Below are 17,346 nucleotides of genomic sequence, written 5' to 3' on the forward strand. Positions count from 1 at the left end.
TCAGCCCCCCGCCCGCGTGAGGCGCGCGACATCACGGCGCAAGGCTAGCGACGTCGCCATCGCCAGAAGGGCGAGGATTGCGACGAGCCCCGCCGCACCCGACCAGCCAATCCCGGAAATCACCAGGCCCACCACGGCAGGCCCCAGCACCTGGCCGAGATTGCTGCCCTGCATCAGCAGGCCGATCGCGGTCGGGACCAGGTTGGGGCGTGGCGCAATCGCGGCGGCCGTCGAGAGCAGGGTCGCGGGGATGAAGCCACCCGCCATCGCGAACAGGACACCGCAGAGGAAGGCGCCTACCGCCGGCAGCAGCGGCAGGAAGACGAAGAGCGCGGCGAGGCCCATGGCGCCGCTGGCTGCGGCGAGGAGCAATGCGCGGTTCACCCGGCGCCGCAACAGGACGCCGGCCAGAAGGTTGCCGAGGATGTTGCCGGCCGTGGCCAGGCCGCTGAGCAGGCCTGCCAGCGCAAGCGAGCTGCCCATGCGCTCGATCAGCAGGACGGGCAGGAAGCTGAGCACCGCGAAGAACATCATCGCATAGAGCGCAAAGCAGAGCGCCAGCAGGACCGGCCCGCGAGCGAGAAACATGTTGCCGGCATCGGCCGCGAGGCCGCGCCACGATATCTTTGCGCCGCCGACACCAGCCGGCACCCGCAGCAGCACCGCCAGGGCGGCGAGGAGCGCGAAGGCGGCGCCCGCCAGCCAGATCGCGCGCCAATTGCCGAAGAGCGGGCCGAGCAACATTGCCAATGCCATTCCCGCCGGCATGAAGCAGCTCCACAGGGCCATCGCGATCTCCCGATCGCGCTCCGCCACGCAGCGGCGCAGCAGCGCCGGACCGGAGACGCTGACCATCAGGAAGCCGGTGCCCTCGATGAGCCGGCAAGCCAGAAGCGGCGCGAAGCCGGACGTGCCGGCGCCGAGCGCGCTGCCGAAGGCGAGCAGCGCCAGACCGAGCAGCAAGATGCGCCGGTCGCCGAAGCGTGTGGCGAGCGCGCCAACCGGAACGCCGCCGAACAGGCCGAGGACGGCGAAGATCGAGCTGACCCAGCCGAGCACGGCCAGATCGTAGCCCGTCTCCGCCTGCAGCAGCGGGATCGCGATAGCCGCCTTGCCGATCTGGAGCGAGGCGGCGATGCCGGCGGTAACGACGAAGGCGACGAGCCACCAATCGGTCGTGGGCGACGCACCGATACGGTTCGTGCCCGCCGCGCCGCCCGCTGTTTCCTCAATTCCGCGCAAGACGGCCCACCTCGTTGAGAACCCTGTGCTGTGATGGACCTTCTGCTTCATCGACGGAAGTGAGATAATCCGCATCAACTCGATCTATGGAATCGATCATGCTCGACAGCCTGTCGCTCGACCAGATGCGGATGTTCCTGACGGTGGCGGAAGCCGGCAGCTTTCGCGCCGCGGCCGCCCGGCTCGGCCGGGTGCAGTCTGCCGTCAGCCACGCCGTCGCAAAGCTCGAGGACGAACTCGGCATCACCCTGTTCGATCGTTCGGGGCACAGGCCCGCCCTGACATCGGAAGGGCAGGCGCTGCTCAGCAATGTCCGCGACGTGCTGCTGCGGGTCGACGCGATGCGGGCACGGGCACGAGGATTGCGCGACGGCGTCGAGCTGGAATTGTCGCTGACCGTCGACGTGCTGTTCCCGCCCCTGCTTGTCGGCGCCGCCCTGGCGGAGATGAGCCAGACCTATCCGTCGGTCGCGATACGGCTCTCGGCCGAGGCGCTCGGCGGGCCGATCACGGCGCTGCTGGACAAGCGCAGCCAGCTCTCGATCATCGTCGGCGAGAGCTTTCGCGACCCCCGCATTGCGGTGGACGCACTGACCGCGATCGAGATGATCGCCGTGGTCGCGGCCGCGCATCCACTCGCGCGGCAGGCCGGGCCGCTCGATGCCGCCGCGCTCGCCGATCATCTCCAGATCGTGCAGTTCGACCGGTCGCCGTTGACGGATCAGCGCGATATCGGCGTGATCTCACCCCGCACCTGCCGCGTCGGCGGGCAGGACATCAAGCACGCCATGATCCTGGCCGGTCTGGGCTGGGGCCGATTGCCGGGCTGGCTTGCGGCCGAGGATCTTGCGAATGGCCGGCTCGTGCGCGTCGAGACCGGCGTTCTCGGCCGGCGCGCGCAACTCCCAGGGGAGGCCTATGTCGGGCATCGTCTCGACGCGCCGCTCGGGCCCGCGGCCCGCAGCTTCGCCGCCGCGCTCGCGCGTCTTTGCGCCGAGCCGTAGGCAAGGCGCTAGTGGATCGCAGCCCCTGCAAAAACAAAGAGCCGGCCCATGCGGCCGGCTCTTCTGTTTCGTCTTCCGCTTCGGCTCAGCGTCCGCGCAGGATGCCGCCCATGATGGCACCGCCGAGGATCGAGCCGATTGCTGCGGCACCGCCGGTATCCGGGGCGGGCTCGCGCGTCCGCACCTGTCCGCGATAGGCACCGGCCGTGCCGCGCTGCGAAGTCGTGCCCGAGCCTTCCTGAGCGACGCCGCGCTCGCGGGCCATGTCGCGCCTGTACATCTCGTCGCCCTCATAGGTGACGTTGCGGGTGGCGCGTCCGCCCTGCGGACGATCTGCGACAGCCTTCCTGGTCTTCTTCTCGGCCGCGGCCTTCTCTTCCTGGGCGAGCATCTGCTGATAGGCCGGCTCGCTCTGAGCCCGCAATGCCGTCGCCTGCATCGCGGTCAAGAAGCCGGTCTCGGGGATGCCGCGGCTCTTCTGCCACTCCTGGATCGCCTTGCGCTGGCTCGGGCCGAAATTGGCGGCGATCTTGCCAGGCTGGAGGCCGCTGAGACGCAACCGGTTCTGCAATTCGCGCCGCTCCGGAGCCGAGAGCTTCATGGCCGTTTCGCTCTGCGCGGTGCCGATCTCCTTCTTCAGCGCCTCGTCGGTGACGCCGGGCGGTGTCGCCAGGAAGCCGGCGGCGGGCTTGGCCGCCTCGAGACTGGCGAGACGGTTGCGGGCGAAGGTTGCGAACTGGCCGGACGGGAACGCGTCGAGATAGGCGCGGTAGTCCGGCGCGGAATTGCCGCGCTCGGCCACTTCCCAGGTCTTCACATCGAGCTGGGCGCGATCGAGCGAGGAGGCGACCGGCATGGCCGGAACCGGCACAGCGGCGTCGATGGCCTTGGTCGCTGCGGCGCTCGGATCGACCGAAGCGAGCTTCAGCGTCGGGTTGAGCCTGAACTCGCCGATGATCGAGGAATTCGTCCAGGGCTTCTGCTTCTTGCCGGTGGTTTCCCAGACATCGGCCCGCACGCGGTCCATCACGGTGGTGATCGAGACCTCGGGAGTCTCGATGTGCTTGAGCAGCGCGGAGGTGAACGGGCTGTTGCCGTCACGCTCGCCATCCAGCGCGGTGGCGCGCGGATCGGTCGCGAAGGCGATCAGGATGCCGGAGGCCGACTGGGTCTCGATCGCCGTCAGGCCGCGCGTGACGGCACGCGATTTCGCCGCGAGCTGCGTGGCGAAGGGATTGTCGCGGCAGGCGTCGAGGATGACGATGTTGACGCGCTCGTCGCGCTGCATCTGGCGCAGCACCAGCTGGACGTTGACCGCGCGGAAATCGAGGTCCGCCTCGGAACGGAGCGAGGCGTCGACCGGGATCAGGTAGTTCTCGTCGCCGACCGCGATGCCGTGCCCGGCATAGTAGACGAGGCCGGCCTTGGCGCCGTCGAGCTTCTGCGCGAACTCGCGCACGACGCCCGTCATCTCGTCCATCTTGAGGTCATAGCCTTCGACGACGTCGAAGCCGAGGCGCTTGAGCGCAGCCGCCATGCCCCTGGCGTCGCGCTGCGGGTTGGCGAGCGGCGGCACCGCCGTATAGGCGCTATTGCCGATCACCAGCGCGACGCGCCGCTCCGGCACGGCCGCGGAGCCGGGCGAGGCGAACGCCACGGCCCAGAGCACCAGCGCAAAGGCCGCAGCCATCCGGGCTTGGAACACCGAAACCAGAGACGTCAAGCTCACGACAACCTCCCCTGCTGCTGCGGCACATATCTTCTGGCCGCGAAAGGCCCGACAAAGGGCACTGCACGATGATAAACGGACGACGATAGACGAAGGCCAACAGACATTTTTACCGCAACACTTCCCGACGGTAAACCAGAATACCCGTTGGTCGCGCCTCCCTCGTTCCAGGTTCAAACGGAATTTCGGAGCCTTGCTCCGAACGCGCACCATCGCGCGACGCGGCCGATCGCGACATCCTCCATTTGCAGGAGAGAGGCGGGATAAGACCAAGGGATGAGAAGCCCGCTCCGCGAGCCGCTTCCAGCCCTGGGATCGTTGACTTATGTTCCCGGCGCGGTGCAGCATGACATGCAAGGGGAACCGCTCAAACAAGAAAGACAAAGCTGATGAGGGCTGGCAATCGGCATGCCTGAGGACAATATTCTTTCGACGTCAGGTCTAACCAAAGAATTTGCCGGCTTTACAGCTGTGAACGGCGTCGACCTCAATGTCCGGCGCGGTTCGATTCATGCGTTGATCGGGCCGAATGGCGCGGGCAAGACGACCTGCTTCAACCTGCTGACGAAATTCTTGCCGCCGACGCGCGGGACCATTCTCTATAATGGCCGTGACATCACGCGGGAGAAGCCGGCCGAGATCGCGCGGCTCGGGCTCGTCCGCTCTTTCCAGATCTCGGCAGTGTTTCCGCAGCTCTCCGTGCTGACCAACGTCCGGATCGCGCTGCAGCGCAAGCGCGGCGATTCGTTCGACTTCTGGCGCTCGGAGCGCACGCTGAAGAGCCTGGACGACGAGGCGAGGAACCTCGTCGACGCTGTCGGCCTCACGCCCTTCCTGTCGCTCACGGCAGGCGAGCTCAGCTACGGCCGCAAGCGGGCGCTGGAGATCGCGACGACACTGGCGCTCGATCCCGAGATGCTGCTGCTCGACGAGCCGATGGCCGGCATGGGCCGCGAGGATGTCGAGCGCATCGAGGCGCTGATCCGCAAGGTCTCGAAGAACCGCACCATCCTGATGGTCGAGCACAACCTCTCGGTCGTCGCCTCGCTGTCGGACCGCATCACCGTGCTGGCGCGCGGCCAGGTCCTGGCCGAGGGCGACTATGCCACGGTCTCGAAGGACCCGCGCGTGATCGAGGCCTATATCGGTTCGGGAGGCGGCCATGGCCACCATTGAGGCCCTGAAGGCGCCGGCAGCAGCCACGGGCACCGCGCCTTTGCTGAAAGTGCGCGGGCTCGAGGCCTGGTACGGGGAATCCCATGTGCTGCATGGCGTCGACCTCGATGTCGCGCCGGGCGAGGTGGTGACGCTGCTCGGCCGCAACGGCGCCGGCAAGACCACGACTCTGAAGTCGATCATGGGCGTGATCGGCAAGCGCAAGGGCTCGGTGGTGCTGGAAGGCACCGAGACGATCGGGCTGCCCTCGCGGGCGATCGCCCGGCTCGGCATCGGCTTCGTGCCGGAGGAGCGCGGCATCTATTCCTCGCTCAGCGTCGAGGAGAACCTGATGCTGCCGCCACAGGTGCGTCCCGGCGGGCTCTCGCTCGAGGCGATCTTCACGCTCTTCCCCAACATCAAGGAGCGGCTGAAGAGCCAGGGCACCAAGCTCTCCGGCGGCGAGCAGCAGATGCTGGCGATCGGGCGCATCCTGCGCACCGGCGCGCATCTGCTCCTGCTCGACGAGCCGACCGAGGGGCTGGCGCCGGTCATCATCGAGCAGATCGGCCGCACCATCGCCAGGCTCAAGCAGGACGGCTTCACCATCATCCTGGTCGAGCAGAACTTCCGCTTCGCCCAGACCGTGGCGGACCGGCACTATGTCGTCGAGCAGGGCAAGGTCATCGACATGATCCCGAACGCCGAACTCGACGCCAATATCGACAAGCTGCACAGATATCTCGGAGTCTGACGGGCCTTTTGCCCGGGCGCCGGCATCGCGCGGCCAAGAACACGGCGAAACGCCGACAACCACAGCAGGGAGAAATACGATGAAGCTCAAGACCATTTTCGCAACGACCGCGCTTGCCGCCCTGATGGCGAGCCCCGCACTGGCCCAGCAGATCTCGGTCAAGGCCGGCGTGCTCAACGACCGCTCAGGCCTCTATGCCGACCTTTCTGGCGAGGGCTCGGTGATCGCCGCGCGCATGGCGGTCGAGGACTTCAAGGCCGCCGACAAGGGCATCAAGGTCGAGATCGTCTCGGCCGACCACCAGAACAAGCCGGATGTCGGCTCGACCATCGCCCGGCAATGGTACGATCAGGACGGCGTCGACCTGATCCTCGACGTACCGACCTCCTCGGTCGCGCTGGCGGTGAGCCAGATCACCAAGGAGAAGAACAAGATCCACATCAACTCCGGCGCCGGCAGCTCGGACCTGACCGGCAAGGCCTGCAGCCCCAACACCGTCCACTGGACCTACGACACCTATGCGCTGGCCCAGGGCACGGGCGGCGCCATGGTGAAGGCCGGCGGCGACAGCTGGTTCTTCCTGACCGCCGACTACGCCTTCGGCCATGCGCTGGAGCGTGACGCCAGCGCCACCGTCACCAAGAATGGCGGCAAGGTTGTCGGCGCGGTTCGCACCCCATTCCCCGGCACCGACTTCTCCTCCTTCCTGCTGCAAGCGCAGGCTTCCAAGGCGAAGGTCATCGGCCTCGCCAATGCCGGCAGCGACACCACCAACGCGATCAAGCAGGCGGGCGAGTTCGGCATCGTCGCCGGCGGGCAGAAGCTCGCAGGGCTCCTCGTCTTCATCAGTGACGTCCATGCGCTCGGCCTGCAGGCGGCGCAGGGGCTGGTCCTGACGGAGTCGTTCTACTGGGACAAGGACGACCAGACCCGCGCCTGGTCGGAGCGCTTCGCCAAGCTCAACGGCGGCAAGAAGCCGACCATGGTCCATGCCGGCGTCTATTCCGGGCTGCTGCACTATCTCAAGGCGGTCGAGGCCGCGAAGAGCAAGGACAGCGCCGCCGTCATGGCCAAGATGAAAGAGACGCCAACCGACGACCCGCTCTTCGGCAAGGGCACGATCCGCGTCAACGGCCGCAAGGTGCATGACATGTATCTCTACGAGGTCAAGAAGCCGTCCGAGTCGAAGGCCCCGTGGGACTACTACAAGCAGATCGCCGTGCTGCCGGGCGAGCAGGCCTTCCAGCCGCTCGCCGAGAGCGAGTGCCCGCTCGTCAAGAAGTGACGGTCGCGGTTTAGCGCTCGTCATCCCGGACAAGCGGCCGCAAGGCCGCGCCGATCCGGGATCCATCCAAGGGCTCGGCGCTCTGTGATGGATCCCGGATCTTCGCTTCGCTCCGTCCGGGATGACGCGAGCGAAGTCACGCAGAAGACAAAAGCGAAGAGCCCATCATGTTCGAGCTTCTCGGAATTCCGCCCCAGGCGTTGTTCGGCCAGGTCCTTCTCGGCCTGATCAACGGCTCGTTCTATGCGATCCTCAGCCTTGGGCTGGCGGTGATCTTCGGGCTCCTGAACATCATCAACTTCAGCCATGGCGCGCAGTACATGATGGGCGCCTTCGTCGCCTGGATGTGCCTGAACTATCTCGGCCTCAATTACTGGGTGGCGCTGCTGCTGGCGCCGATCATCGTCGGTGCGACCGGCATCGCGATCGAGCGGCTGCTGCTCAAGCGCATCGCCCATCTCGACCATCTCTACGGGCTGCTGCTGACCTTCGGCCTGGCGCTGATCATCCAGGGCCTGTTCCGCAACCAGTACGGCTCGTCCGGCCTGCCCTACGCCATCCCGCCGCAGCTCTCGGGCGGCCAGAATCTCGGCTTCATGTTCTTGCCGAACTATCGCGCCTGGGTGATCTTCGCCTCGCTCGTCGTCTGCCTCGGCACCTGGTTCCTGATCGAGAAGACCAAGCTCGGCTCCTATCTGCGCGCCGCGACCGAGAACCCGACCCTGACCCAGGCCTTCGGCATCAACGTGCCGCTGCTGGTGACGCTGACCTACGGCTTCGGCGTCGCGCTCGCGGCCTTCGCCGGCGTGCTCGCCGCGCCGATCTACTCGGTCAATCCGAACATGGGCGGCGACCTGATCATCGTCGTCTTCGCCGTCGTCGTCATCGGCGGCATGGGCTCGATCATGGGCGCCATCGTCACCGGCTTCTCGCTCGGCCTGATCGAGGGGCTGACCAAGGTGTTCTACCCGGAAGCGGCGGCGACCGTGATCTTCATCATCATGGTGCTGGTGCTGCTGGTGAAGCCCGCCGGCCTGTTCGGCCGCCAGGCCTGACGCAAGCAAGGATCCGACGACATGACCGACCTTGCCTCGACCGACACCCCGGCCGCCACCGTCCTCACCGAGACCGACGACAGCACGGCCCGCCTGCATCGCAACCTGTTCATCGCCATAGCCGCGCTGCTGGTGATCGCGCCCTTCGTCGCCTATCCGGTCTTCGTGATGAAGGTGCTGTGCTTCGCGCTGTTCGCGCTCGCCTTCAACCTCCTGCTTGGCTATGGCGGGCTCCTCTCCTTCGGCCATGCCGCCTATTTCGGGATGGCAAGCTATGTCAGCGCCTACACCGCCAAGAACTGGGGCCTGACGCCTGAATTGGCGATCCTGCTCGGAACGGCCGTGGCCGCCCTGCTCGGCACCGTCTTCGGCGCGCTCGCCATCCGCCGCCAGGGCATCTACTTCGCCATGATCACCCTGGCGCTCGCCCAGATGGTGTTCTTCTTCTCGCTGCAGACCCCGCGCTTCACCGGCGGCGAGGACGGCATCCAGGCCGTGCCGCGCGGCAAGCTGTTCGGCCTGATCAGCCTCGCCGACGACCGCGCGCTCTACTGGCTGGTGGCCGCGATCTTCATGGCCGGCCTCCTGCTGATCTACCGCATCATCCACTCGCCCTTCGGCCAGGTCTGCAAGGCGATCCGCGACAACGAGCCCCGCGCCATCTCGCTCGGCTATCGCGCCAACCAGTACAAGCTGATGGTGTTCGTGCTCTCCGCCACGCTCGCCGGCCTCGCCGGCGCGACCAAGGCCATCGTCTTCCAGCTCGCTTCGCTCACCGACGTCTACTGGTCGATGTCGGGCGAGGTCGTGCTGATGACGCTGGTCGGCGGGCTCGGCACCGTCTTCGGCCCGATCGTCGGCGCGCTCGTCATCGTCTCCATGCAGAACTACCTGGCGACGCTGGGCGCCTGGGTCACCGTCGTCCAGGGCGTGATCTTTGTGCTCTGCGTCCTGCTCTTCCGCGAAGGCATCGTCGGCGTCATCGCCAAGGCCATCAAGAAGCCGCTCTAGCGGCGGCCGGGGCTCTAGCGGATCAGCTTCGAGACCGGCCTGAACTGCGGGTGCTCGGCCGTCCGCAGCCATTCGAACAGCACCATCTCGGTGGTGACGATCTCGGCGCCGTGCCCCGCCATGCGGCGCAGCGCGATCTCGCGTGATTCCGGGGCCCGCGAACCGATCGCGTCGGCGACCACGATCACCCGCCGGCGATGCTCGAGCAGGGTCAGCACCGTCTGGCCGACGCAGACATGCGCCTCGCAGCCGCAGACCACCAGCTCGCGATCGCCCGCGACGGCATCGAGGAAAGCGGATTCGGCGCAGGCGTCGAAGCTCATCTTGGTGACGACCGGCCCGGCCCCGGCCAATTCCGGCACGGTCGAACCGAGGCCACGCGGATTCTGCTCGGTCAGGATCGTGGGTATGTCGAGCAGGCGCGCCGCCTCGACGAGACGCCCAGCATTGAGCAGCGCCTTGTCGCCGGCATGAATCGCGGGCATCAAACGCGCCTGGAAATCGATGATGACCAGCATCGCGTTCCCAGCGTACAGCAGCGGCATACCAGCTCCCTTCTCCCTTTCCTGCCAGCCTTAGCATGACAAGCGCCGGAGAGACCCATGGTGGCGAAGGCCGTCAACTCTCGACCTGCCCCGCCCTGATCGCAAGGCCGCTCCCACGACGCGCCTCTGGCGCATGGCGAGAGCTGACATTAAGGTCTGTTATTCCCAAAACGCAGATACGATCACGGTTTTTTATGGACAAGCGGCTCGACACACAGATTCCTGCCGCGCCGCTGACGCCTGCGGATATCCGCTCGATCCTGATCGGAATCATGCTGGCCATGTTCCTGGCCGCGCTCGACCAGACGATCGTCGCGACCGCGCTGCCGACGATCGGCCGCGAGCTCAACGACGTGACGCATCTGTCCTGGATCGTGACGATCTACCTGCTCGCCGCGACAGCCGTCACGCCGCTCTACGGCAAGCTCGCCGACATCCATGGGCGTCGCGTGGTGCTGCTTTCTGGCATCGTCGTCTTCGTGATCGGGTCGATCGCCTGCGCGCTGGCGCCCTCGCTCTGGCTGCTCGTGCTGGCGCGCTTCATTCAGGGCCTCGGCGGCGGCGGTTTGATCGCGCTCGCTCAGACCATCGTCGCCGATATGGTGCCCCCCAAGGAGCGTGGGCGCTATCAGGTCTATTTCGCCAGCGTCTTCATGTCGTCCTCGCTGCTTGGGCCCGTTCTCGGCGGCGTCCTGGCGGAGCAATTGCATTGGTCGGTGATCTTCTGGATCAACCTGCCGCTCGGCCTCGGCGCCTACTGGATGACGAGCGGGGCGTTGAAACGCCTGCCGCGCCACGAGCACCCCCACAAGCTCGACGTGATCGGCGCCGTGCTGATGATGCTGGCGACGGTGTCGCTTCTGCTCGCCCTGTCCTGGGGCGGCACCGCCTATCCCTGGCGCTCCCTGCCGATCGCAACGTTGATCGGCGTCTCGCTGCTGCTGTGGGCGCTGTTTGCCTGGCGATTGCGCACAGCCTCCGAACCGCTGATCCCGCTCGACCTGCTCGGCAACCGCGTCGTGCGCCGGGGCACGCTGGCGGCCGGCTTCGGCATGGGCACCTTCATCGGCCTCACCATCTATCTCCCGCTCTATTTCGAGACCGTGATGGGGCTGAGCGCCACCCATTCCGGCCTCGGCCTGCTGCCTCTGACCTGCGGCACCGTCGTCGGTGCGACCAGTTCCGGCCGGGCGATGTCTCATCTCACCCATTACAAGCGCGTTCCGATGGTCGGGCTCTTCGTGGCGCTTACCGGCACGGCCGTGCTCGCCGCGTTCTCGGGGCAGCTCGCGCTGCTGCCCTTCTCCGTGCTGCTCGCCATCGTCAGCATCGGCTTCGGCACGCTGCTGCCGGTCGCCACCGTCTCGATCCAGAACGCGGTGACCGTTCATCAGCTCGGCACGGCCACGGCCGTCGCCAATTTCTTCCGTCAGATCGGCGGGGCGCTGATCGTCGCGATCTTTGGTGCGATCGTGCTCGGCGGCGTCGGCGGCGCGGCCGCGCAGCTCTCGCCAGAAGCGCTCAAGCTCGGCACGGTCGATCGGGAAACGATGGTGACGCTGTTCCGCTACGTCTTCGGCGCGGCAAGCCTCGGCTTCGGCTGCGCCCTCGTCTCGCTCGCCCTGATGGAGCAATTGCCGCTGCGCGGCCGGGCGGTCGAAGCGGCCAAGGCGGTCGGCGGCGAATAGGAGTTCGGCCGGAACCGCTCGCTGCGACTGCGCGTTGCCTTGAGCCCGTCATCCATCCGGGCCAGCATGCCAGCATCCGCAGCAGGAGTTCCCGCCATGTCCGATCTCGTCGTCATCGTCTATTCGACCGAGGCCCGCGCCGAGGAGATGCGCCAGAAGCTGATCGGGTTGCAGAAGGAATATCTGATCGAGATCGGCGATGCCGCCATCGCGGTGATGCAGGACGGCGGCAAGGTTAAGCTCAACCAGCTCCTGAACACGACGGCGATGGGCGCGGTCTCCGGCTCGTTCTGGGGCCTGCTGATCGGCGCGATCTTCCTGATGCCGGTCTTCGGGGCGGCGCTCGGCGCGGCGTCCGGCGCGCTCGGGGGCGCGCTGACAGATTACGGCGTCGACGACAAGTTCATGAAAGACCTGTCCGGCAGCCTGCAACCCGGCAATGCGGCGCTGTTCGTGCTGATCAACAAGGTGACCGGCGACAAGGTTCTGGAAGCGATCCGCGGCACCGGCGGCACCGTGCTCAAGACCTCGCTCGACCGCGCGCAGGAGCAGAAGCTGCGCGATGCGCTGGCCGACGCGCATGGCACGACGCCGGCAGCGGCCCAGACACCGCCCGAGCCTTATCCGCAGGGAACGGGCGCGCCCTCGCCGGTGGGTTGAAAATCAAGGCACGTCATGCTCGGGCTCGACCCGAGCATCTCCTGCAAGAGATTCTCGGGTCAGCGCTGCGCGCGCCCGAGAATGACGGCTGATTTCAGTCGCGCAACAGCTCGTTGATGCCGGTCTTGGAGCGCGTCTGGGCGTCGACCGTCTTGACGATGACGGCGCAGGAGAGCGCCGGGCCCGGCGTGCCATCCGGGAAAGGCTTGCCCGGCAGCGAGCCCGGCACCACCACCGAATAGGGCGGCACCTTGCCGACATGGACCTGGCCGGTGGCGCGGTCGACGATCTTGGTCGAGGCCGAGATGAAGACGCCCATCGAGAGCACCGAGCCCTCGCCGACGATCACGCCCTCGACCACCTCGGAGCGGGCGCCGATGAAGCAGTTGTCCTCGATGATGGTCGGGTTGGCCTGCAGCGGCTCGAGCACGCCGCCGATGCCGACGCCGCCGGAGAGATGCACGTTCTTGCCGATCTGGGCGCAGGAGCCGACCGTCGCCCAGGTATCGACCATGGTGCCCGTGTCGACGAAGGCGCCGATATTGACGAAGGACGGCATCAGCACGACGTTCGGCGCCAGGAACGAGCCCTTGCGCGCGGCGGCCGGCGGCACGACGCGGAAGCCGGCGGCGCGGAAGCGGTTCTCGCCCCAGCCCTCGAACTTCGACGGCACCTTGTCCCAGAACACGCCCTCGCCCGGGCCGTTGGCGATGATCACGTTGTCGGTCAGGCGGAAGGAGAGCAGCACCGCCTTCTTCAGCCACTGATGCACGACCCAGTCGGCGCCCTGCTTCTCGGCGACGCGAGCGGTACCGGCATCGAGCATCTCGATCGCCTGCTCGACGGCCTCGCGCACCGCGCCCTTGGTGGAGATGCCGATCTCGGCCCGGTTCTCCCAGGCGGCGTCGATGGTGGCGGCAAGATCGGCGAGGGACATCAGACGGCTCCGGCAGGGTTCGAAAGATCGCGGCGAGCGATGGCGGATGAGGGGCGCCGCGTCAAGCCGGGCGGCGACGCAGCAGGTAGGTATCCATGATCCAGCCGTGCCGGGCACGGGCCTGCGCCCGAACGCGGGTAATCTCGTTGGAGAGTTCCGCGAGTGGGCCGGCAAGCAGGATCTCGTCCGGCGTGCCGAGATAGGCGCCCCAGAAGATGTCGAGCCCCTCGGAATCCAGCTTCGCGAAGGCCTGCTCGCCGTCGAGCATCACGACGACGCTGTCCTGATCGGCCGGGAAGCCCGCCGCCAGCCTGCGCCCCGTCGTGACCAGGATCGGCGCGCCGATGCTGTTGAGCGGAATGCGATGGCGCGCCGCCAGCACCTGGACGCTGCTGATGCCGGCATAGACCTGCCAGTCGATGGCGAGGCCGGATGCGACGACCTGCTCCATGATCCGCAAGGTGCTGTCGTAGAGCGCAGGATCGCCCCAGACGAGCAGCGCGCCGGTCTGCCCTTCAGCGAGTTCGGCCTCGAACAGGGCGCGATAGCTGGCGGCGATGCGCTCATGCCAGTCGTCGACCACGCCGCGATAATCGCTGCCGGCTTCCGCTCGCTGCGGAATCGCGACGGGGATCGTGCGATAGCCGGGCTTGCGGATGAAGCGCGCGCAGATAGCTTCGCGCAGGACACGCAGCGCCGCCTTCTCCTCGCCCTTGTCGGGGATGAACAGCACGTCGGCGCGGTTCAGCGCCTCGATGGCCTCGACCGTCATATGGTCGGGATTGCCGGCCCCGATGCCGATGATGAGGATGTTGCGCATGCCGCTCCGAAGGTTCGCAGCGGCTTACCATGGCCCGCACCGGGAATGCGAGATCAGGCCCGGCCGAGCACCACCATGCGCGCGAGGTCGGGTTGGGGAACAGGCGCCGCGCTCAACGCCAGCGCCGCCTGAAGCGCCTCCAGATCCGCCGCGAGGCGCGGGTGCCAGCCGCAAGGGCATGGCTGATCGCCGCGATGAGCATCCGCCACCTCTCTGTAGACCGACCCGACCGCTTCCGCCGCCAGCTCGATCAGCGCCAGCGGCGGCAGGTGAGTATCCCGGAGCGCCGCGCAAAAAGCTGTCATGACCGCCTCGCGGAGATGGCCGCGGGCAGCTTCGAGCGATTCGGCGCTTCCCTGTTCAGGCGGCACGATCGATACCCTTCATGGCGGCATGGCGGCGGTTTGGCGGCCCCTGTTCGGGCAGGGTGACGGCCAGTAGATCGACGAGCCGCTGCATGCGCGGCGGCAGAGCCGAATCGGCGGCGAGATCGCCGGGCCCCTTGGCCAGGGCGAGCGCGCGACGCAGCTCCGGCCGGGTTGCGCCGGTGCGGACGATCTCGCGAATGATGATCTCGTCGATCCGGCCGATCGCGGCCGCGACATCCACCTCGGTGATCCCACCCATCCCGGTACCTCCGTCGGTTGATTCACTGATCGCCGGGAGAGATAGGCAGGACTGAGATTCGATGCAAGACTTTGTTATTACTACATAAATAGAACTATTCGAAGGTAACGGGCCACTCTCGGCCGCAAGCGTGACCGGAAAATGACGCCGCCGGCTCAGAGGTCGCGGACGATCTCCAGGCGCGCGCCATGGGTCAGCGCGGTGTCGAGCACGCCATCGTCCGGACCATAGAAGGAGATCGCATAGGCACCCTGGCCACGGCGGACGAGATGCTCCGCCGGTCCCGCTGCGGCAGAGCCACGCGGCTCGACCAGCGACAGGGTCTGCCGTTCGATGCGGAACTGCACCGAGCCGAAACCGAGGCCGGGAACGGCGCCCGTGGCGACAGGCTCGCGTCCGAGCAAGGCATGGTAGCGCGTCGTCGAGGTGGCGAGATCCTGAACCGCGACGGTGATGCCGGCCACACCGGTCACACCATTGGCATGGCGACGCGCCGCACCCGTGGGGACGCGCAGATCGCGCGGCGTGACATCGGTGACCAGGAACGGGATGTCGGGCTCGGGCGGGCGGGCCGAGCGCCAGGCGATGCGTGTGCCGTCGGGCTGGAGGCGGCCGCCCTCGATCGGCCCGTCCATGACGATGCCGGCGGCGCGGGCACGGGCGAGATCGGCGTCGAAATCATCCGGCAGCACGGCATAATCGACGAGCCCAGGGCCGGCGCGGTCCAGCACCTGCCACCAGCGGAAATCCGGTACCGGGCGCGGGAAGGCGATGATCTCGAGATAGGCGCCGTCCTCGAACACGACCAGCGCATTGCGCGAGCCGCGCGGATGCTCGCCGCCGGGCAGCACGGTGAAGCCGAGCGCCGTGTAGTCCCGCACCGCGGCGTCGAGATCGGTGACGGCGATGACGATATGGTCGATCGAAAGCGGCATGGTCGCGGCTCCCTGTCTATGCTGGATTCAGGCGCTTTGCGCGATAGCCTCGATCTTGTCGATGCCGCCAAGCTGGGGGGCGAAGCTCGCCCAGACCTTGCGGGCGCCGTCCTGCCAGCCGGCGCGGTCCTCGGCCGGCACGACCTTGCCGCCTTCGGATGCGGCCTTGGCCATCGAGACCGCTTCGTCAGCCAGCATCAGCTCGTCGAAATAGGCCGTTCCCTCCGCGACGGCCGCGGCCAGCGCCTCGCGGTCCGGCAGCGCCAGCGCCTTCCAGAACGGCGCGGCGAACATCACGACCCCGGTCGCCCAGATGTGGCCGGTCTCGATCAGGACGGGCACGACCTCGTGGAGCCGGAAGCCGACATAGGCGGATTTGGTCAGGTCCATGCAGTCGACCACGCCGGTCTTCAGGGCGTTGTAGGTCTCGGGGATCGGGATCGGCGTGGGATAGGCGCCGAAGCCCGACCAGAGCGCGGTATGGAGCGGGCTTTGGATGACGCGGATGCGCTTGCCCCTGACGGAAGCCGGCGTCGTCAGCGGTTCCTTGGCCAGCAGATGGCGGGCGCCGTAATTGATGAAGCCGGGCACGACGAAACCCTGCGCCTCGTAGCGCGCCTTGAGCTCGCCGCCCAGCGGGCCGGCCAAGACGCGCCCGAGATGATCCCTGTCGCGGAACAGGAAAGGCAGGTCGAGTACCTGCCCCTCCGGCACCCAGGCGGAAAGGGAGGACACCGTCGACAGCGCCGCCTGGATCGAGCCGAGCCTCAGCCCTTCGGCGACTTCCTTCTCGCCGCCGAGCGCGGCGTTGGGCACGATGCGCAGATCGAAACGCCCCGGCGCGGTGCGCGCCAGGATCTCGGCGATCCGCCGCCAGATCCTGGTCTCAGGCTTGTCCTCGCCGAGCAGGGAGGCGACCGTGACCGGGCGCCCGGCGGCCAAGGCCTTTCCACTCAGGACGGCCGGCGCGGCGACGAGGCCGGCGGCGGCTTGACGGCGTGTGATCAGCAAGGGCCTGCCTCCTTCGGCGCTGATCGGGGGATCGCCCGAAACCGCTCCCCCGGCAAGAGGCAACAGCCGTTCAGCCGCCGAAGCTGCCTTCGAAGACGGTCGCGCTGATCGGGTTGCGCTGGCTCGGCGTCTCGCGCGCCTGCAAGGCTTCCGGAAGCTGCGCCTTGTCACCGGGCTTGCCGATGGCGACGGCAGCCTCGACGCGATAACCGGCCGGCACCTTTAGTTCCGACCGCGCGCGCTGGAGATCAAAGCCGACCATGCCATGCGCCTGCCAGCCGAGCCGCACGGCCTGGAGGGCGAGATTGGCCCAGGCGGCTCCGGCATCGAAGGAATGGCTGTGGGACGGCACTTCCTCCGATTTGCCGGGCACCGCCATCGCTTCCTTCGAGACGATGACGACGAGGGCTGCCGCATGCTTCGCCCAGGACTGGTTGAACTCGTTGAGCAGGCCCAGCAGCGTCGGCCAATGGGCCGAGTCGCGCCGGGCATAGATGAAGCGCCAGGGCTGCGAATTGTAGGAAGACGGTGCCCAGCGCGCCGCCTCGAACAGCGCCTTCAGCTCGGCTTCGGAGATGATCTCGTTGGTGAAGGCGCGCGGCGACCAGCGCTCGAGGAAGAGCGGGTCGATATCGTGATCGGCGGTGCGGCTGTTGGCGGTGTTGGTCATCGAACGTCCTGACGGCAGATTGGCGGCGGCGCGAACCACCTCCGATGGAATTCCCTGCGGAGGCGTTCGGCAGGATCGGCACACGCGATCAGGCGGTCAAGGAAAGGAAAATCTTTAAAAAGATCCATTCCGGCAACGCCTTGCCATCAAACGAACCCGACAGGGCACGGCGCCTCTATCGCATAAACTCTTTGCCGGAAGCCATCACTCTTGCGTGA

Annotated in this window: 19 protein-coding genes; 9 read left to right on the forward strand and 10 right to left on the reverse strand. The window is 67.2% G+C overall.

Going from position 1 to position 17,346, the window contains the following annotated elements:
• Complete coding sequence (locus tag AC1DVA_RS04960) at positions 1–1,242, reverse strand: MFS transporter (RefSeq protein ID WP_476805180.1); 1,242 nt, start codon at positions 1,240–1,242, stop codon at positions 1–3.
• A gap of 98 nt (positions 1,243–1,340) precedes the next feature.
• Between AC1DVA_RS04960 and AC1DVA_RS04965 the strand changes: the two genes are divergently transcribed.
• On the forward strand, positions 1,341–2,246 hold the full coding sequence (locus AC1DVA_RS04965; protein ID WP_476805181.1) for a LysR family transcriptional regulator: 906 nt from the start codon (positions 1,341–1,343) through the stop codon (positions 2,244–2,246).
• A gap of 85 nt (positions 2,247–2,331) precedes the next feature.
• Here the strand turns inward: AC1DVA_RS04965 and AC1DVA_RS04970 are convergent, their stop codons facing one another.
• Entirely contained in the window at positions 2,332–3,975 is a 1,644-nt protein-coding gene (locus tag AC1DVA_RS04970) for a caspase family protein (RefSeq protein ID WP_476805182.1), read from the reverse strand.
• A gap of 408 nt (positions 3,976–4,383) precedes the next feature.
• Here AC1DVA_RS04970 and AC1DVA_RS04975 point away from each other — a divergent pair, with 408 nt between their 5' ends.
• The 5 genes from AC1DVA_RS04975 to AC1DVA_RS04995 all read left to right on the forward strand — a co-directional run bounded on the left by AC1DVA_RS04975 (position 4,384) and on the right by AC1DVA_RS04995 (position 9,235).
• Complete coding sequence (locus AC1DVA_RS04975) at positions 4,384–5,151, forward strand: ABC transporter ATP-binding protein (protein ID WP_476805183.1); 768 nt, start codon at positions 4,384–4,386, stop codon at positions 5,149–5,151.
• The gene (locus AC1DVA_RS04980) at positions 5,138–5,884 is read left to right on the forward strand and encodes an ABC transporter ATP-binding protein (RefSeq protein ID WP_476805184.1); all 747 of its coding nucleotides are present in this window, start codon (positions 5,138–5,140) and stop codon (positions 5,882–5,884) included. The genes AC1DVA_RS04975 and AC1DVA_RS04980 overlap by 14 nt, the downstream gene beginning before the upstream one ends.
• Positions 5,885–5,963: 79 nt before the next feature.
• Complete coding sequence (locus AC1DVA_RS04985; RefSeq protein ID WP_476805185.1) at positions 5,964–7,169, forward strand: ABC transporter substrate-binding protein; 1,206 nt, start codon at positions 5,964–5,966, stop codon at positions 7,167–7,169.
• A 167-nt stretch (positions 7,170–7,336) separates the two neighbouring features.
• Positions 7,337–8,224 (forward strand): branched-chain amino acid ABC transporter permease, encoded by an 888-nt coding sequence (locus tag AC1DVA_RS04990; RefSeq protein WP_265051571.1) that lies wholly within the window; start codon positions 7,337–7,339, stop codon positions 8,222–8,224.
• A gap of 21 nt (positions 8,225–8,245) precedes the next feature.
• A complete protein-coding gene (locus AC1DVA_RS04995; RefSeq protein ID WP_476805186.1) occupies positions 8,246–9,235 on the forward strand; it encodes a branched-chain amino acid ABC transporter permease in 990 nt (329 codons plus the stop codon).
• 14 nt (positions 9,236–9,249) lie between these two features.
• On the opposite strand, the gene AC1DVA_RS05000 is transcribed toward AC1DVA_RS04995, so the two are convergent.
• The gene (locus tag AC1DVA_RS05000; RefSeq protein ID WP_476805187.1) at positions 9,250–9,780 is read right to left on the reverse strand and encodes a hydrolase; all 531 of its coding nucleotides are present in this window, start codon (positions 9,778–9,780) and stop codon (positions 9,250–9,252) included.
• 194 nt (positions 9,781–9,974) lie between these two features.
• Between AC1DVA_RS05000 and AC1DVA_RS05005 the strand changes: the two genes are divergently transcribed.
• A complete protein-coding gene (locus tag AC1DVA_RS05005; RefSeq protein ID WP_265051568.1) occupies positions 9,975–11,468 on the forward strand; it encodes an MDR family MFS transporter in 1,494 nt (497 codons plus the stop codon).
• A gap of 96 nt (positions 11,469–11,564) precedes the next feature.
• Complete coding sequence (locus tag AC1DVA_RS05010) at positions 11,565–12,128, forward strand: DUF1269 domain-containing protein (RefSeq protein WP_265051567.1); 564 nt, start codon at positions 11,565–11,567, stop codon at positions 12,126–12,128.
• A gap of 94 nt (positions 12,129–12,222) precedes the next feature.
• Here the strand turns inward: AC1DVA_RS05010 and dapD are convergent, their stop codons facing one another.
• The 7 genes from dapD to AC1DVA_RS05045 form a co-directional block, all read right to left on the reverse strand.
• Positions 12,223–13,065, reverse strand: a complete 843-nt coding sequence (dapD, locus tag AC1DVA_RS05015) for a 2,3,4,5-tetrahydropyridine-2,6-dicarboxylate N-succinyltransferase (protein ID WP_476805188.1) — start codon at positions 13,063–13,065, stop codon at positions 12,223–12,225.
• Positions 13,066–13,126: 61 nt separating this feature from the next.
• Complete coding sequence (gene cobF / locus AC1DVA_RS05020) at positions 13,127–13,885, reverse strand: precorrin-6A synthase (deacetylating) (RefSeq protein ID WP_476805189.1); 759 nt, start codon at positions 13,883–13,885, stop codon at positions 13,127–13,129.
• Positions 13,886–13,938: 53 nt separating this feature from the next.
• Positions 13,939–14,190 (reverse strand): hypothetical protein, encoded by a 252-nt coding sequence (locus tag AC1DVA_RS05025; protein ID WP_476805297.1) that lies wholly within the window; start codon positions 14,188–14,190, stop codon positions 13,939–13,941.
• A gap of 55 nt (positions 14,191–14,245) precedes the next feature.
• Positions 14,246–14,512, reverse strand: coding sequence for a hypothetical protein (locus AC1DVA_RS05030; protein WP_265051563.1), 267 nt, complete (start codon positions 14,510–14,512; stop codon positions 14,246–14,248).
• Positions 14,513–14,667: 155 nt separating this feature from the next.
• Positions 14,668–15,447: a VOC family protein gene (locus AC1DVA_RS05035; protein ID WP_476805190.1), complete on the reverse strand. Its 780-nt coding sequence runs from the start codon at positions 15,445–15,447 to the stop codon at positions 14,668–14,670.
• A gap of 27 nt (positions 15,448–15,474) precedes the next feature.
• Positions 15,475–16,458, reverse strand: coding sequence for a TRAP transporter substrate-binding protein (locus tag AC1DVA_RS05040; RefSeq protein WP_476805191.1), 984 nt, complete (start codon positions 16,456–16,458; stop codon positions 15,475–15,477).
• A 70-nt stretch (positions 16,459–16,528) separates the two neighbouring features.
• The gene (locus AC1DVA_RS05045; RefSeq protein ID WP_265051561.1) at positions 16,529–17,128 is read right to left on the reverse strand and encodes a nitroreductase family protein; all 600 of its coding nucleotides are present in this window, start codon (positions 17,126–17,128) and stop codon (positions 16,529–16,531) included.
• A 44-nt stretch (positions 17,129–17,172) separates the two neighbouring features.
• Here AC1DVA_RS05045 and AC1DVA_RS05050 point away from each other — a divergent pair, with 44 nt between their 5' ends.
• The gene (locus AC1DVA_RS05050) at positions 17,173–17,346 is read left to right on the forward strand and encodes a hypothetical protein (RefSeq protein ID WP_476805192.1); all 174 of its coding nucleotides are present in this window, start codon (positions 17,173–17,175) and stop codon (positions 17,344–17,346) included.

The sequence above is a fragment of the Allobosea sp. P4_C6 genome, assembly GCF_056402015.1.

What these genes read in the sequence shown, in the direction of transcription:
- AC1DVA_RS05035 (WP_476805190.1), bottom strand. Translation starts at nt 15,447, where the DNA reads ATGCCGCTTTCGATCGACCATATCGTCATCGCCGTCACCGATCTCGAC.
- dapD (WP_476805188.1), bottom strand. Translation starts at nt 13,065, where the DNA reads ATGTCCCTCGCCGATCTTGCCGCCACCATCGACGCCGCCTGGGAGAAC.
- AC1DVA_RS04965 (WP_476805181.1), top strand. Translation starts at nt 1,341, where the DNA reads ATGCTCGACAGCCTGTCGCTCGACCAGATGCGGATGTTCCTGACGGTG.
- AC1DVA_RS05025 (WP_476805297.1), bottom strand. Translation starts at nt 14,190, where the DNA reads ATGACAGCTTTTTGCGCGGCGCTCCGGGATACTCACCTGCCGCCGCTG.
- AC1DVA_RS05010 (WP_265051567.1), top strand. Translation starts at nt 11,565, where the DNA reads ATGTCCGATCTCGTCGTCATCGTCTATTCGACCGAGGCCCGCGCCGAG.
- AC1DVA_RS05030 (WP_265051563.1), bottom strand. Translation starts at nt 14,512, where the DNA reads ATGGGTGGGATCACCGAGGTGGATGTCGCGGCCGCGATCGGCCGGATC.
- AC1DVA_RS04975 (WP_476805183.1), top strand. Translation starts at nt 4,384, where the DNA reads ATGCCTGAGGACAATATTCTTTCGACGTCAGGTCTAACCAAAGAATTT.
- AC1DVA_RS04995 (WP_476805186.1), top strand. Translation starts at nt 8,246, where the DNA reads ATGACCGACCTTGCCTCGACCGACACCCCGGCCGCCACCGTCCTCACC.
- AC1DVA_RS05050 (WP_476805192.1), top strand. Translation starts at nt 17,173, where the DNA reads ATGGAATTCCCTGCGGAGGCGTTCGGCAGGATCGGCACACGCGATCAG.
- cobF (WP_476805189.1), bottom strand. Translation starts at nt 13,885, where the DNA reads ATGCGCAACATCCTCATCATCGGCATCGGGGCCGGCAATCCCGACCAT.
- AC1DVA_RS05005 (WP_265051568.1), top strand. Translation starts at nt 9,975, where the DNA reads ATGGACAAGCGGCTCGACACACAGATTCCTGCCGCGCCGCTGACGCCT.
- AC1DVA_RS05000 (WP_476805187.1), bottom strand. Translation starts at nt 9,780, where the DNA reads ATGCCGCTGCTGTACGCTGGGAACGCGATGCTGGTCATCATCGATTTC.
- AC1DVA_RS04990 (WP_265051571.1), top strand. Translation starts at nt 7,337, where the DNA reads ATGTTCGAGCTTCTCGGAATTCCGCCCCAGGCGTTGTTCGGCCAGGTC.
- AC1DVA_RS05045 (WP_265051561.1), bottom strand. Translation starts at nt 17,128, where the DNA reads ATGACCAACACCGCCAACAGCCGCACCGCCGATCACGATATCGACCCG.
- AC1DVA_RS04985 (WP_476805185.1), top strand. Translation starts at nt 5,964, where the DNA reads ATGAAGCTCAAGACCATTTTCGCAACGACCGCGCTTGCCGCCCTGATG.
- AC1DVA_RS04980 (WP_476805184.1), top strand. Translation starts at nt 5,138, where the DNA reads ATGGCCACCATTGAGGCCCTGAAGGCGCCGGCAGCAGCCACGGGCACC.